This window comes from Arsenicibacter rosenii (assembly GCF_001870735.1).
Classification (GTDB): Bacteria; Bacteroidota; Bacteroidia; order Cytophagales; family Spirosomataceae; genus Arsenicibacter; species Arsenicibacter rosenii.
In genome coordinates, this window is the sequence record NZ_MORL01000014.1 from 72,906 (window position 1) to 88,597 (window position 15,692).

The window sequence follows — 15,692 nt, forward strand, 5'->3', positions numbered from 1 at the left end:
ATCATGTCAACCATACTAACAGAAGCAGAAGCGAAAGCCTTACTGAAAAAGGTGTTAAGCTATTCGAAAGCCGACGAGTGCGAGGCAAACCTGTCGGGTGATGAGCGTGGAAATATCCGGTATGCCCGGAACGAAGTATCGACCAGCGGCTCACTGATTAATCAGAATTTGCAGGTACAGTCGGCATTTGGCAAAAAAGTGGGTATTGCAACCATTGACGAATTTGACGATGCCTCACTGGAAAAAGTAGTGCGGCGGTCAGAGGAACTGGCACGGCTGGCACCTGAAAACCCTGAATACGTGGGCTTACTGGGTCCGCAGACCTATCTGAAAGCAAACGGCTATTTTGAATCAACGGCCAGCATTACACCGGCTAAACGCGCTGAGGCGGTGGGTAAAAGCCTCGAAATGTGCCGTGGTATCAGCCAGGCAAAACTGACCGCAGCGGGCTTCGAAGAGGACTACAAAGGCTATTCGGCCATGATGAACTCGAAAGGGCTGTTTGCCTACTACCCAAGCACAAACATTAACTTTTCCCTGACCGTCCGGACCGAAGACGGCAAGGGCTCAGGCTACGTAATCCGTGGCTATAGCGACTTCGCTAAGTTTGATCCGGCGGCCTCGACCCGCATTGCGATTCAGAAGTGCATTGGCTCAGTAGGCGCTAAGGCGCTCGAACCGGGGAAATACACCGTTATTCTGGAACCGACGGCGGTAGCGGTGTTGCTGGAACGCGTTTTCTTCGACATGGATGCCCGTTCGGCCGATGAAGGACGGTCATTTATGAGTAAGCCGGGCGGTAAAACCAAGCTGGGCGAGAAGATTGTGGATGAGCGCGTTACGATCTACTCCGATCCGACGCACCCTGAACTGCCGGCCTCTCCGTGGTCGGGTGATGGGCAACCGCAAGGCAAGGTCAACTGGATCGAAAAAGGCGTGGTAAAAAATCTGTCGTATTCACGGTACTGGGCGCAAAAGCAAGGCAAAAAGCCCTTGCCCGGCCCGAACAACGTGATCATGAACGGCGGCACCATGTCGCTTGAAGACATGATCAAAAGCACCCAGCGCGGTATTCTGGTAACCAAGTTGTGGTATATCCGTGATGTGGATCCGCAAACCCTGCTCCTTACCGGCCTGACCCGCGACGGAACGTTCTACATCGAAAACGGCAAGATCAAGCATCCGATCAAAAACTTCCGGTTCAACGAAAGCCCGATCATTATGTTGAATAACCTGGATGCCCTGGGCAAACCGGAGCGGGTCGTCAGCACCGAATCAAACCAGAATTATCTGTTGCCGCCAATGAAAATCCGGGAATTCACCTTCTCGTCATTGTCCGACGCCGTTTAATTATCCGGCATGGCACATGTATGGGCGACCCCACGTGGTCGCCCTGTTATTTGGCCACGTGGTTAATACCTCAGATTAGTACTTAGCAAACAAAGAGTTTGTTTTTGCTAATAAGGCAGAATAATAGGTTGACAATGATTTGTTTATTAGTTTATTATTCTGAAAATTAGCATATCCCCCATATCCAGGAAGCCCGCAAACGATCTGATCTTATTTATGAACACCCCTTTATCAGACGCCTGAGCAGGTGCCAGCAGAGGCTTTTTGTGCCGTTTTAATCAGTTAGCGTTTAACCTAAACATACGCATATACAGTGAATCGTCGTGATTTTCTTCAGTTAACAGGTATGGGGATGGGGGGGCTTATGCTGCCCCATCTGTCCGCTGCGGGGATTCCCCTGCAAGGGCGGTCAGTACCTCCCGAAGCGTTTTTGTCGTCCGGAATGGACGTAGCGTTGAAAAAGCGGCTGGCAGATGCTGCCCTTAACACGGCTAAGGCAAAAGGGGCGAGTTATGCCGATGTCCGGATCGGGCGCTACCTCAACCAGTTTGTGATTACCCGTGAAAACAAAGTCCAGAATATCGTCAATACCGAGTCGTATGGCGTGGGTATCCGTGTGATTGTCAACGGGTGCTGGGGTTTTGCGGCCATTGGTGATACACAGAGCGAAGCCGACATTGCTAAAGCGGCCGATAAAGCCGTCGCGATTGCGAAGGCGAATGCGCGGCTTGTAAAAGAACCCGTTCAGCTGGCACCGCAAAAGGGCTTTGGTGAGGTAAGCTGGAAAGCACCGATTACGAAAAACGCCTTCGAAGTACCCATCAAGGAGAAGGTTGATCTGCTGCTGTCGGTCAACGACGCGGCGATGAAAAACGGGGCAAACTTCGTCAATTCGGTCCTTTTTATGGTAAACGAGCAGAAGTACTTCGCTTCCACCGACGGCTCATATATCGACCAGGATGTGCACCGGATCTGGCCGAACTTTACCGTCACCGCCGTTGATCCGGCGTCCGGTAAATTCCAGACCCGCAACTCGTTAAGCGCGCCGGTAGGCATGAGCTACGAATACCTGCAAACCAACCCGTCGGACAAGGTAGACGGCGTGACGACGCGCTACAAAATGGGCTACGACATGCTCGAAGACGTTGTAGCGGCGGCAAAGCAGGCAAAACAGAAAATTACCGCCAAATCGGTTGAAGCTGGTAAGTACGATCTGGTGCTCGATCCGTCGCACCTCTGGCTGACCATCCACGAGTCGGTCGGTCACCCGCTGGAGCTTGACCGCGTGCTGGGTTATGAAGCCAACTTTGCCGGTACGAGCTTTGCAACCCTGGACAAGTGGCAGTCAAAAAACTTTAATTACGGTAGCAATAAAGTAAACTTCATCGCTGATAAAACGCAGGTCGGTTCATTGGGTGCTGTCGGCTGGGACGATGAAGGGGTGAAAACCAAACAGTGGGATCTGGTCAAAGACGGTACGCTGGTCAACTATCAGGCGATCCGCGATCAGGTGCACATCATCGGCGAAAAAGAGTCGCAGGGCTGCTGCTACGCCGATAGCTGGGATTCGGTACAGTTTCAGCGCATGGCCAACGTGTCACTACTGGCGGGCAAAACACCGCTGTCGGTGCAGGAGATGATCAAAGATGTGAAGAAAGGGATTTACATCATCGGTGATGGTTCGTTCTCGATTGACCAGCAGCGTTATAACTTCCAGTTTGGCGGTCAGCTGTTCTATGAAATTAAAGATGGTCAGATTGCCGGTATGCTGAAAGATGTGGCCTACCAGTCGAACACCCAGGAGTTCTGGAATTCTTGTGTGCAGGTCTGCGATCAGAATGATTACCGGATGGGCGGCTCGTTCTTTGACGGCAAAGGCCAGCCTTCGCAGTCGAGCGCCGTATCGCACGGCAGCTCCACCGCCCGTTTCAACGGTGTCAACGTAATCAATACCGCACGGAAGATTTGACAGAGAACTTCATCATCAAGATAGTAAATAAACATGGCCATCTTAACCAAAGAAGAAGCAAAAAAGATCATTGATAAGGTGTTGAGCTATTCGAAAGCCGATGAACTGAGTGTGAATCTCACCGGCGAACGGACAGGCAACATCCGGTATGCCCGCAATACGGTCTCGACCAGCGGCGAGGCCGAAAATCTGTCGCTCATCGTGACTGCCGTTATGGGGAAACGGACCGGCACCACGACCATTAACGAATTCGATAACGCCTCACTGGAAAAGGCGGTACGCCGGGCCGAAGAGCTGGCACGGTTAGCACCGGAAAGTCCGGAATATGTGCCGATGCTCGGTCCGCAGAAATACCTCGATACACCGACCTTTGCCGAAAGTACGGCTAAAATCGACCCGCTTTACCGCGCGCAGGCGGCTTTTGACAGCATCGACCCCTGCGAAAAAAAGAAGCTGACCGCAGCCGGCTATCTGGAAGATACAACCGGATTTTCGGCCATCGGTAACAGTAAAGGCCTGTTCGGCTATAACCGTTCGACAAGCGTTGATTTCTCCATTACGGCCCGTACAGCCGACGGCACCGGCTCAGGATACGTAGCGCGGGACTTTACGGATACCGCGAAGCTGAGTACTAAAGACGCCACAAACATTGCGATCCAGAAAGCCCTGGCTTCGACCAATGCCCGCGCGCTGGAACCCGGCAAATACACCGTGATTCTGGAACCGACCGCGGCCGGCAACCTGATTCAGCCCATGCTGTTCAACCTCGACGCCCGCTCGGCCGACGAAGGTCGCTCGTTTATGAGCAAAAAAGGCGGCGGGACCCGTATCGGTGAAAAGTTCTTTGATGAACGCGTTAATATCATTTCCGATCCGACGAATGCCGAAATTCCGAGCTCGCCGTTTGCGGGCGGTGGTGGTCGTTTTGGCGGCGGCGGCCCGGGCGGTGGTGGTGGCGGCCCCGATGGTCGTCCGCAGGAAAAGACCGTCTGGGTAGAAAACGGTGTGGTTAAAAACCTGAGCTATTCGCGCTATTGGGCGGAGAAAAAAGGCGTAAAAGCCATTCCGCCGCCGTCAGGAATTATCATCCAGGGCGGTTCGCAGTCGCTTGCCGACCTGATCAAAAGCACAGAAAAAGGTATTCTGGTGACGCGGTTCTGGTACATCCGCGCCGTTGACCCGCAAACGCAGCTTTATACCGGCCTGACCCGCGACGGAACGTTCTATATCGAAAACGGCCAGATCAAATTCCCGGTTAAGAATTTTCGTTTTAATGAAAGCCCGGTAATCATGCTGAATAATCTGGAGGCCATGGGCAAACCCATGCGCGTGAGCGGTCACCTGATTCCGCCGATGAAAATCCGGGATTTCACCTTTACCTCCTTATCCGACGCGGTGTAACACCGTTTTCGGGTTTATGTTGGGCGACCACGTGGGGTCGCCCGTACGGGGGTGATTTTATGTAGGGCGACCACATGGGGTCGCCCGTACGCGGGGTGATTTTATGTAGGGCGGCCACGTGGGGTCGCCCGTACGGGGATATTTTATGATGAAACCATTTTTTTTTACCCGATTACAATACGCTTCCGGCGACTGGGATACTGACCAGCGGATGCCTTCTAATCTGCTTCACTCGCTGGTTGAGTATACGACTGTGCCGGTTGATGAGAAGGAAAAAGTGGTCAAGCTGGGGAGTAACGATATTTTCAGAAGCCCGTTCTGCTACCTGAGCGGGCATAAACTGGTCGAATTTTCGAGTCAGGAGCGGGATGTGTTCCGGCGCTATGTGGATAACGGCGGCTTTGTGTTTGTCGATGACTGCAACCATGACATCGACGGGCTGTTTGCCAAATCGTTTGAGCAGGAAATGGGCCGGACGTTCGGCCCGAAGGCCTTGCAGAAAATCCCGAACAACCACTCGCTCTACACCTCGTTTTTTAAATTTGAGGAAGGGCCGCCAACGACTTCCTTCGAACTCAACGGCTGGGGCGACGACCTGGTACACGATTATCTGAAGGCTGTTATGGTAAACGGCCGCATCGGCGTACTCTACAGCAATAAGGATTACGGCTGCGAATGGGATTACGACTTCCGCAACAAGCGTTTTCTGGCCGAGGACAACACGAAGTTTGGCGTCAACATCGTCATGTATGCCCTGACCGCCTGACCCGACACATTCGATAAACGGACATTGACAACTATTACAACTTGGAAACACAATCATTAACACACTATAAAGCGTTAGTGGCCAAGCTCCCGGATCTGAAAAAGGAGATTGGTAAAATCATTGTCGGACAGCAGGAAGCCATCGACGAAATCCTGATTTCGCTGCTGGCCGGTGGCCATTGTCTGCTGGAGGGCGTTCCGGGACTGGCGAAAACACTGATGGTCAAAACCATGTCGGAAGCGCTGGACATGAGCTTTAAACGGGTGCAGTTCACGCCTGACCTGATGCCGGGCGATATTGTCGGAACCGAAATTCTGGAAGAAGACCACGAGACCGGTAAAAAGTTCTTTAAATTTAACCGTGGCCCCATTTTCGCCAACGTCGTGCTGGCCGATGAGATCAACCGGACACCGCCTAAAACGCAGGCGGCCCTGCTGGAGGCCATGCAGGAGTATAAAGTGACCTATGCCGGTAACGATTACCCCCTGCCAAAGCCGTTTCTGATCATTGCCACGCAAAACCCGATTGAACAGGCCGGTACCTATCCTCTGCCCGAAGCGCAGCTCGACCGCTTTTTGCTGTACATCAAACTCAGCTATCCGTCGGAGCAGGAAGAACTGAACGTCCTGAAAAGCACCACCGGAACCGGCCGTCCGGAGCTGAACGCTATTCTAAGCGACCAGGACATTATTGAACTCCAGAAGCTAACCCGTCAGGTGCACATCAGCGACGAACTGATCAGCTACATCAACAAGCTGGTGCGGTCGACGCGGCCGGACAGTACATCGTCTGAGTATGTCAAACAGTGGTGCGACTGGGGCGCGGGGCCGCGGGCTGGTCAGGCATTGGTGCTGTGTGCCAAAGGCCGCGCCGTGCTGAACGGACGTTTCTCGGTCATTCCGGACGATATCCAGGCACTGGCCTTTCCGATTCTGCGTCACCGGATGGCGCTCAACTTCAGGGCAGAGGCCGAAGGCATTACAACCGATAAGGTGATTGCAGAGCTGTTGAAGGCAAAATAATTGCCGGCCCGTGGCCGGTAATCCGGGTCCGGCGGGCAGGCATAGCGGAGAAAATCAATGGCGCAATTAGCAACCGACCTTATCAAACTCAACAACCTGCAACTGGCCGGCAAGCTGGTAAGCGATGAGCTGTTGCTGGGGATTCACGGCAGTAAACGGTCAGGCATCGGAACGGAGTTTGAACAATACCGGCATTACGAGCCGGGCGATGACCCCAAACGCATCGACTGGAAACTGTTTGCACGGACCGGTAAGCACCTCGTCCGCGAGTCGGCGACGGAAAGTAATCTGCACGTCCGTTTCCTGATTGATCTGTCGGGTTCGATGAATTACGGCGAAGGAGCCGTCCGGCGGCTGGATTATGCGAAAATCCTGCTGGCCTCACTGGCTTATCTGGGTTATCGGCAGGGCGACCAAATGAGCCTGTACGGGTTGCAGGCGGGTGTGCTCCAGACGCTGGCTCCCTCCGGAAAACAATCGTTTCAGAAAATTCTGGCCGCGCTCCAGATTGCCGAAGCCAACGGCGACTGGTCGAACAGCGATCCCCGGTTTCCGGAGTTTATGCAGAAACAGAAAGAGATGCTGATCATGGCGTCCGATTTTCTGCAGGTCGGCGATGAGTGGCTGACGCTGATCAAACACGCCGCCAACCCGCGCCGCGAAATCGTCATTTTTCAGATTCTGGGCGATCAGGAGCTGAACTTCGACCTGCGGGGCTTTTACCGGTTCAAGGACCTTGAGTCGGGCAGGGAGGTGGAACTGGATGCGGATGCGATCCGCGAAACCGTCCGGCAGGCGTCGGCGCAGTACATGACCCGGCTGGAAGAAGCACTGCGTATTCCGCACGTCCGGCTGGTCAGGGTCCGGCTCAGCGATCCCATTGCCATGGTTCTGAAATCATTTTTGATGTAAGGCGGGCCGGATCACACAGTGATGCTGTTCCGTTTTTGTATACTAGTTACGTACCGAAGCCTCATGGATAGGGGTGATTAGCCTCACCCGATTACATAAATGGAGTTACTAAAACCTTATTTTTTATGGAGCGCGCTGGCGGTTGCCATCCCGGTTCTGATCCATTTCTGGCATCAGAAAAAGGGAAAGGTAATGGTCTGGGCGGCCATGCAATGGCTCAGCGAAAAAAATCAGCAACAAAACCGGGGCATACAGCTCGATAATGTACCGTTGCTGATCATCCGCTGTCTGCTGCTGCTGTTGGTCGCCTTTCTGCTGAGTCAGCCGGTCTGGAGACACATGGCCGGAACAGAAACCCGGCAGCGGATTCACCTGATTCAGCCGGACGCCTTTCTGACGCAGAATTTCCGGTTTGAACTGGAAGAGGCGCAGAAAAAAGGTGAACGGGTATACTGGATGTCGCCCCAAACCGATGCTGTGGAGTCGGTCAGCGACCTGCCGCCGGTGACGGTAACGAGCCCGTTGCAGGTGCAGGCGGCCATCAACCGGGTGATGCAGAACGCCGGTGATCCGCAGCAAACCGAACTGCATGTCTATGTAGTGAACGACCGGCATCTGGCGGCCATTCCGCATATTTATACGCCAACCGCATTCAGCCTGCATGCGCCGGTAAACCCGGATCAGAAAACGGCGGCCGCTTACCTGGCCGCTGAGGGTAAAAAACTATTTGTCAATCAGGCAAATACATTGGTGTCACAGCCCGCACTCGAAGCCGGCAAGTCATTTAAACAGGCGCCTGTTGTTGACCGGCCACTGACGGTCTCAGTCGCTTATCAGGACAAGGCAATGCAAAAAACGATGATTGCCGCCGTACAGGCTTTGTCGGATATATACGACATTCAGGTTTCGGTAAACGGAAACGCTGATGCCGGTAAATCCGTTGATTGGGTTATAACGGATCAGAAGCCGGCTACGTTGTTGCCCCAAACGGTATACATCGTGTCCGGTACCATAGCGCCAGCCACGACACCAAATGTAGTGTATATGCCGGAGCCGGATGACCTCATTCAGATGGGCCGGTTGCCCGAATGGCTGGGAGAGCAACTGATTGCGCACTATAACCTGAATCCGGCCACTTTGCCGCTGAGCAAAACTGAACTGAACGCTCTGTTCAAACCGGCAACACCAGGCGACGGCCATCATGAAGCGCGTACCTCACCCTGGCTCCTGATCGGCTTTGTGGTACTGGTTGGCCTTGAACGTTGGGTGGCTTTAACGAAAAACGCATGAACGAACTAAAACGAACCATATCGTCTGTTATTTACCAGCTGCATGCCAATGCGTGGGTAAACAGCCTGTTGCTGGGCGTTTCCTGCGGCATTTTTGCGCGTGCGGCTGATGCCTCTACCCTACTGATGTCAGTGATTGCATTGGTCGGTTTCGGGGTGGGTGCATGGATTAACCGGTTGTATGAGCCCAAAAAAACGCAGGCAATTCACCTGCTGCATCAGGCCGTGGGCGATACCGAGTACAGCCTTGACCTGTTCGATAAACCTGCCTTAAACATCGCAGAGCAATTACAGATTGACCGCCTGAACGAACGGGTTCAGGGGGTGCGGGTGCCGGTCGTGGCGTTTACCAATATTGGTCTGTACGTCAGTGTGCTGGCCGTTGCGCTGGGGTTTGCCTATACCTATCCGATGCTTCAGCCCGATTCGCCGGAGCGCCATAAGGCGGCCCGCTACATTGCCGCCGTTACCGGTGAGAAAATCGTGGTGCCCGAATTTGAGTCGGCGGAACTGACCATTCAGCCACCGGCGTACACCCGCCTGCCGGTCACCGAAACCACAGACCTGAATGCCATAGCAGTGAGTGGGTCAACCCTGCGCTGGACAGTGAACCTGTCGGATCAGCAGAACGTGTCGGTGCGATTGGTCAACAGCCGGGGCAATGAACTGGCATTTACGCGGGAAAAAGGCGGTTTTGTCCATACCGATAAGCTGATGAGCTCCGGCCTCTATGCAATCAAGGCTTACTGGAAGCTGGGCAGTAAAGATTCCCTGATCTATCAGTCTGATTTTTACCGGCTGGAAGCCAAACCGGATATGGCGCCGAAAATCCAGCCTGACTCCAGGGAACTCTATCAGTTTCATTACCTGAAAGACCCGAAAAAACTGACCGTTTCAGCAAAAATTTCCGACGATTTCAGCGTAAGTCAGGCGTTTATTGTCGCCACCGTAGCCAGAGGGGCTGGCGAAAATGTAAAGTTCCGGGAGGTGAAAATACCGCTGGGGCAAAGCAATTTCAAGGAGTCTCATCTGTCGAAAGTGATCGACCTGAAAGGCCTGAACTTCGCGCCGGGTGACGAACTATACTATTACTGGGCAGCCTTTGACAACAGGCAGCCCGAACCGAACTTTTCGAAGTCGGACACGTATTTTCTGGTTTACAAGGATACGACTAAGGTTGAAGAGTCGGAGCTGGCGACGATGGCAGTGAACATCATGCCGGAGTATTTCCGGAGTCAGCGACAGATTATTATTGATACCGAAAAACTGCTGGCGAAACGTAAAAAGCTGGATAAGAAAGCATTTAACAGCCAGTCGAATGAAATCGGCTACGATCAGAAGCTGTTACGGTTACGCTACGGGCAGTATCTGGGCGAAGAGTTTGAAACCAATATCGGTGCCGGTGGCGGGATTCCGGATGATGCCGAAGGCGGCAACGTGCTGGATGGTTTTATGCACAAACACGACTCCGGCGAGGGCGAGCACGAAACGCACGGCAAGGAACACGAGGAACATGAACACGAGCATGAGCACGGACACGATCATGGCCACGGGGCTGCGACTGAAAACAGCGATCCGCTGGCCGCGCTCATGGAGCAGTATGTACACTCCCACGACGATGGCGAGGCCAATACGTTTTATGAGCAATCAACGCGGAGCCTGCTGAAAATGGCGCTGGAACAAATGTGGCAGTCGGAGCTGCATCTGCGGATGTATGAGCCGGAAAAAGCCATTCCGTTTGAGCAGAAAGCCCTTGAATACCTGAAAGCAGCCCAGCAGAAAGCCCGTACGTTCGTTAAAAAAAGCGGCTACGACCCGCCGCCGATCAAGGAAAAGGAAATGCGCCTGACAGGCGAGCTCAAGAACGTGAATACGACACCGTCGCAGGAGCGCTCGTTCAGTCAGCAGCGGATTGAACAGCTGGTTTCGGTTGTGCTGGGCTATCTGGACCTGCCGGCGCTGTCGGCTGGGCAACGGGGCACGGTGCAGCAACTGGGTTCGGCCTTGTCACTACAGGTTGTCAACAGCGGCCTGTCCAACTGGTCGGTTCTGACATCGCTCCAGAAACTGGCAAGCGGTAAAGGGCTGTCGGATACCGAAAAGGCTCAACTGCAAACAAAGCTCTATAAGCTTACGGGTGCCTCCGTACAAACCACCACGTCGTATACCAGTGAACGCAGGTTGCAACAGGCATTCCGGAAACGACTCCGCTAAGAAATCTCAGTCGGGGGCCGGTGCTGCTATCAGTCCGGCCCTCAAATAACGCTTTGTCATGAACCTTAACTGGTCAGAACCAACCTCATGGATAATCGGCGGTTTGCTGCTGATGCTATTGGGCATACAGGTTGGTTTACTCCTCCGCAATACTACCCTGACGACCGGCCGGAAACTGGTCCGGCTGTCTCTGAATATCCTGCTCTGGCTTATTGTTGCAGGCTATATCTGGCAACCCCGCTGGCGGGTAACGGTTGATAGTAAGCAAGCCATTGTTGCCGCCGGGAACGTCCCCCGCGACTATATTAACCGCCTGAAAGACAGCCTGAGAATAGCTGAAAGCTTTCACGCTGATGATTTTAAAGGCCAGTTTGAAACCGTTACGCTGGTTGGTCAGCAGGTTCCGGCCAGTTTGCTGAGTCAGCTGAGCGCTACCTTTGTACAATGGATTCCGTACTTTCAGCCGGATGTGATTCAGTCCATTCAGTGGAAAGAAGTTGTCCGGCGCGGTGAGTTACAGCAGGTAACCGGCCGTTTGCAGGCTACGGAAAAAGGCTGGCTGAAACTGGTATTCGGGGCGCAGGTACTGGATAGTGTAGCGGTAACGGCGGGTACGAATGCCTTCCGGCTCCGGTTTCCGGCGTTTGCGGCCGGTCGCTCAGAAGCGGTGTTGGTGCTGAACGGAGAGGCGCTGGATACGCTCCGTTATTTTACCCGGCCAGCCAAAAAACTGACCTATCAGTTTGTGCTCGGAAGCCCTGATTTCGAAACCAAAACCCTCGCCGACTGGCTGGGCCAGCAAGGGAATTCCGTATTGCTGACCAGTACGGTGTCTAAGGATTTACAAACCAGCGTAGCCATCAACAAAAAAAGTGGTGCCGTACCGGATATTATTATCACCGACGCCGATAACGGGCAGCATGCCGTGGTGAAGAAAGCCGTCAGCCAGGGAAAGCCGGTCTTGTTTCTGAATCTGGCAAACCCCGATACTGATATCCGGGCGATTAATCAGGCGACGGGCAGCAACTGGTCGCTGCGCCGGATTTCCAACGAAGATCACGTCGTGGTGGCGTCGGGGCTGAACGCGCTGCCGTTTTCGTTTGCCGATGCGCTGCACCAGCAGCCGGTGGCGGGCGTTCCGGTGGCCGTGCAATACGGACAGACAAATGTGGCCGTTAGCCTGATAGCCGAAACGTTTCCGCTAAAGCTAAGTGGTGATAGCGTGGCCTACAGCAAGCTCTGGACCGCGATTCTGGCCCCGCTGCAGCCTGCCGATAAAAACAGTATTCTGGTAGACGGACCGGTGATAAGCGGCATCGTAAACCGGATTCAGCTCAATAACTGGACTGTGAAACCTGCTACGCTGCGGGTTGCCGGAGATACGGCACGGGTCCGGTATTCGCCGATTAACCCGCTGTCGGGTGAGGCGTCGTATGTGTTCAGCAAAGCAGGCTGGACTTCAGTGCAGGACTCGGTTGATGTGTACGTGGAAGGCAAAGGCGCATGGCAGCAAACGCAGCAGGTCCATGCCTACGCGCTGGCACAGACGGCTAATCAGCTGACAACCGGTGTCGGTGATACTACCCACTGGCGCGAAGTCCGTGTGCCAATGTGGGTATGGCTGCTCCTGTTTCTGGGATGCCTGACAGCGCTGTGGCTGGAGCCGAAGTTAGGCTGATTATTGATATATATAGTGGTGGCACGACTCTCAGTCGTGCCACCACTGAATGGCTGCTATGACTCCCAGCCGAAAGAGCGCTCAACGGCTTTCTGCCAGCCGCGATACAATCGGTTGCGGTCTTCTTCGCCGAGTTGCGGTTCGAACGTATGGTCGATTCCCCAGTTCTGGCGTAAATCGTCGAAACTGCTCCAGTAACCAACGGCTAAACCAGCCGCGTACGCGGCGCCAAGGGCCGTTGTTTCGGTCACTTTCGGACGTACGACGGGCGTATTAAGCATGTTGGCCTGAAACTGCATCAAGAGCTCATTGATCGTCATGCCGCCGTCAACACGCAGTGAACTCAACTGAATATCGGCGTCCTGTTCCATCGCTTTCACCACATCCAGCGTCTGGTAGGCGGTTGCTTCCAGTACGGCCCGGGCAATATGCCCTTTGTTGACAAAACGCGTCAGACCAGCCACCACCCCGCGGGCATCGGCTTTCCAGTACGGAGCATACAGGCCCGAGAACGCCGGTACGAAGTAGGCCCCGCCGTTGTCCTCAACCGTCAGTGCCAGTGATTCGATATCTGAACTCTTTTCGATGATACCGAGGTTGTCGCGGAGCCATTGGACCAATGCACCGGTAATGGCCACGCTGCCTTCCAATGCATAATTGACCGGCTGGTTACCAAACTGATACGCCACTGTAGTCAGCAGGCCGCAGGTCGATTTCCGGAGTGTTGTGCCGGTATTCATGAGCAGAAAACAACCGGTACCGTACGTATTTTTGGCTTGCCCTGGTTCAAAGCATGTCTGTCCGACGAGTGCCGCCTGCTGATCGCCCAGAATACCGGCCACCGGTACACCCGGCATTACCTCTGACGCAACCGTACCGTAGACCTCACTACTGGGCCGGATTTTCGGCAGCATCGCACGGGGAATATCAAACGCTTCGAGTAGTTCGTCGTCCCAGTCAAGGGTTTTCAGGTTCATCAGCTGCGTACGGCTGGCATTTGTTACATCGGTCAGGTGCTGGCCATTGTAGCGTCCACCGGTCAGGTGCCACATCACAAAGGTGTCCATGGTACCGAAAAGGGCATAACCGCGTTCGGCATCTTCGCGTAGTTCGGGCACATTATCCAGCAGCCATTTCAGTTTCAGGCTGCTGAAATAGGTCGCCAGCGGCAGGCCGGTTTTTTCGCGGAAACGATCCTGCCCCAGTTCATGCTGTGCAAACTGGTTGACCAGATCGCCGGTCCGGGTATCCTGCCAGACCAGGGCATTGTAATAGGGTTTGCCCGTCCGCCGGTTCCAGACAACGGTGGTTTCGCGCTGGTTGGTGATGCCGATGGCGGCAATATCACTGGTTTGAATGCGGGCGTTAATGCGGGAGAGGGCAACAACTTCGAGGGTATTCTGCCAGATTTCGTCGGGGTCGTGTTCCACCCAGCCTGGCTGCGGATAGATTTGTTTATGCTCTTTTTGGCCGACCGAAACAATATTACCCTGCCGGTCAAAAATAATGCAGCGGGTACTGGTTGTTCCCTGGTCAATCGCAGCGATATAAGAAGCCATGTTTACCGGAAAAGGGTTAATGCTAAAACTGGCTCAATATAGAAATTAATCGCTGTTTGGTAGGATAAAAATAGGAAATCTTTGTGCCGGCCAACGATCCGGCCGGCACGAAGCGAATGACTTCCTTTTCCAATGAGACATATCCCGTGTTCTTGTTACGTAACGTAACGGTTTTTATCTTTACGGCGTTACCACCGATGCCTGATATGAACGAACAACTAATTCTGCAAATCCGTATGCAACTGGCGGCTCTCCGTCAGTGGTTACGCGATATGGCAGAAACCCTTACTGATGACGAAACAAACCTGATACTAGATCAGATTATCAGGCTAACAGACATACTCAGAAAACTTGAAGAACCAAACCGGGAGGATGAATAATCCTGCCAAAATACTTGACTTGTTTTATGGAAACGCAAAGAACAGTATCTCCTGAAGTCGCCCGGTTGCTGGCTAAGGGCAATGAGCTAATCGCACAGGCTGAAAACTATTTACAGCATAATGGAACAGCATACTCGCTTGATGAATGGATTACCATCAAGGAGTATGCCCGCCGATTTGATTTAAAAAGTACAAACATTGTCAGCAACTGGATCAGCAGGGGAATAATTCCTGCTCAAAACATTATCGAAATTCCTGAGCTGAATGATCTGAAATTAATCAAAGCGGTCCCATATCCATCGGAGACGCTATAGCGTCAGGCGCATCGGAATGCCTTGCTGGTGGAGATACCCTTTCAGCTCCGGAATATCAATTTCTTTGAAGTGGAAGATGCTGGCTGCCAGTCCGGCATCAGCCTTACCGGTCGTAAAGACATCCACAAAATGGTCCATCGAACCGGCTCCGCCCGAGGCAATAACCGGAATATTGGCCGCTGCCGAGATACGGGCGGTCAGGTCAAGGGCGAAACCGGCCTTGGTCCCGTCGGTATCCATTGATGTCAGCAGAATTTCGCCGGCCCCGCGCTCTTCCACTTCTTTGGCCCACGTAATGGTCCGTAAAGCGGTTGGCTTCCGTCCGCCATGCGTGTGCACGATGTGGTCAAAGAGCTGAGAGTTAAGAGCAGAGGGCGTAGCGTTAAGATCGGTTTCACCTTGCCCTAAGCCCTCAGCTCCCGGCTCTACACGGATATACCGGGTATCAATAGCGACAACAATACACTGACTGCCGAATTCGAGCGCCAGTTCGTTGATCAGATCAGGGTTGCGAACGGCGGATGAGTTGATCGACACTTTGTCAGCACCGGCGTTCAGCAGCGCCGATACGTCGGCGACCGACGAAATGCCACCGCCAACCGTAAAGGGAATATTCACCGCATGGGCCACTTTCCGGACCAGATCAATCAGTGTCTTCCGCTCATCGACGGTAGCGGTAATGTCCAGAAAAACCAGCTCATCGGCCCCTTCCTGCGCGTAGATGGCTCCTAGTTCAACGGGGTCACCGGCGTCGCGGAGGTTTACGAAATTGGTGCCTTTAACGGTGCGGCCGTCCTTTATATCCAGGCAGGGAATGATTCGTTTCGTCAGCATGAGA

General features: G+C 53.6%; 13 protein-coding genes. 11 read left to right on the forward strand and 2 right to left on the reverse strand.

Features of this window, described 5'->3' with window-relative positions:
• Nucleotides 1–3 precede the first annotated feature (3 nt).
• The 9 genes from BLX24_RS20870 (at nt 4) to BLX24_RS20910 (ending at nt 12,601) form a co-directional block, all read left to right on the forward strand.
• Entirely contained in the window at nt 4–1,350 is a 1,347-nt protein-coding gene (locus tag BLX24_RS20870; RefSeq protein WP_071505142.1) for a TldD/PmbA family protein, read from the forward strand.
• 313 nt (nt 1,351–1,663) lie between these two features.
• Nucleotides 1,664–3,319 carry a TldD/PmbA family protein gene (locus BLX24_RS20875; protein ID WP_071505143.1) on the forward strand — a complete coding sequence of 552 codons (1,656 nt, stop codon included), beginning with the start codon at nt 1,664–1,666 and terminating at the stop codon, nt 3,317–3,319.
• Between the two features lie 33 nt (nt 3,320–3,352).
• Nucleotides 3,353–4,720 (forward strand): TldD/PmbA family protein, encoded by a 1,368-nt coding sequence (locus BLX24_RS20880; protein ID WP_071505144.1) that lies wholly within the window; start codon nt 3,353–3,355, stop codon nt 4,718–4,720.
• A 148-nt stretch (nt 4,721–4,868) separates the two neighbouring features.
• Nucleotides 4,869–5,486: a DUF4159 domain-containing protein gene (locus BLX24_RS20885; RefSeq protein ID WP_071505192.1), complete on the forward strand. Its 618-nt coding sequence runs from the start codon at nt 4,869–4,871 to the stop codon at nt 5,484–5,486.
• Nucleotides 5,487–5,527: 41 nt separating this feature from the next.
• Nucleotides 5,528–6,508, forward strand: coding sequence for an AAA family ATPase (locus BLX24_RS20890; protein ID WP_071505145.1), 981 nt, complete (start codon nt 5,528–5,530; stop codon nt 6,506–6,508).
• A 57-nt stretch (nt 6,509–6,565) separates the two neighbouring features.
• The gene (locus BLX24_RS20895) at nt 6,566–7,420 is read left to right on the forward strand and encodes a DUF58 domain-containing protein (protein ID WP_071505146.1); all 855 of its coding nucleotides are present in this window, start codon (nt 6,566–6,568) and stop codon (nt 7,418–7,420) included.
• A gap of 99 nt (nt 7,421–7,519) precedes the next feature.
• Nucleotides 7,520–8,710 carry a BatA domain-containing protein gene (locus BLX24_RS20900; protein WP_071505147.1) on the forward strand — a complete coding sequence of 397 codons (1,191 nt, stop codon included), beginning with the start codon at nt 7,520–7,522 and terminating at the stop codon, nt 8,708–8,710.
• The gene (locus BLX24_RS20905; RefSeq protein WP_071505148.1) at nt 8,707–10,923 is read left to right on the forward strand and encodes a DUF4175 family protein; all 2,217 of its coding nucleotides are present in this window, start codon (nt 8,707–8,709) and stop codon (nt 10,921–10,923) included. The genes BLX24_RS20900 and BLX24_RS20905 overlap by 4 nt, the downstream gene beginning before the upstream one ends.
• 58 nt (nt 10,924–10,981) lie before the next feature.
• The gene (locus BLX24_RS20910) at nt 10,982–12,601 is read left to right on the forward strand and encodes a hypothetical protein (protein ID WP_071505149.1); all 1,620 of its coding nucleotides are present in this window, start codon (nt 10,982–10,984) and stop codon (nt 12,599–12,601) included.
• 56 nt (nt 12,602–12,657) lie between these two features.
• On the opposite strand, the gene glpK is transcribed toward BLX24_RS20910, so the two are convergent.
• Nucleotides 12,658–14,160, reverse strand: a complete 1,503-nt coding sequence (gene glpK, locus BLX24_RS20915; protein ID WP_071505150.1) for a glycerol kinase GlpK — start codon at nt 14,158–14,160, stop codon at nt 12,658–12,660.
• Between the two features lie 206 nt (nt 14,161–14,366).
• Between glpK and BLX24_RS32775 the strand changes: the two genes are divergently transcribed.
• On the forward strand, nt 14,367–14,540 hold the full coding sequence (locus BLX24_RS32775; RefSeq protein ID WP_177225884.1) for a hypothetical protein: 174 nt from the start codon (nt 14,367–14,369) through the stop codon (nt 14,538–14,540).
• A gap of 26 nt (nt 14,541–14,566) precedes the next feature.
• Entirely contained in the window at nt 14,567–14,854 is a 288-nt protein-coding gene (locus BLX24_RS20925; protein ID WP_083422093.1) for a hypothetical protein, read from the forward strand.
• Here BLX24_RS20925 and hisF read toward each other — a convergent pair.
• The gene (gene hisF, locus BLX24_RS20930; protein WP_071505152.1) at nt 14,849–15,688 is read right to left on the reverse strand and encodes an imidazole glycerol phosphate synthase subunit HisF; all 840 of its coding nucleotides are present in this window, start codon (nt 15,686–15,688) and stop codon (nt 14,849–14,851) included. The genes BLX24_RS20925 and hisF overlap by 6 nt on opposite strands.
• Nucleotides 15,689–15,692 lie beyond the last annotated feature (4 nt).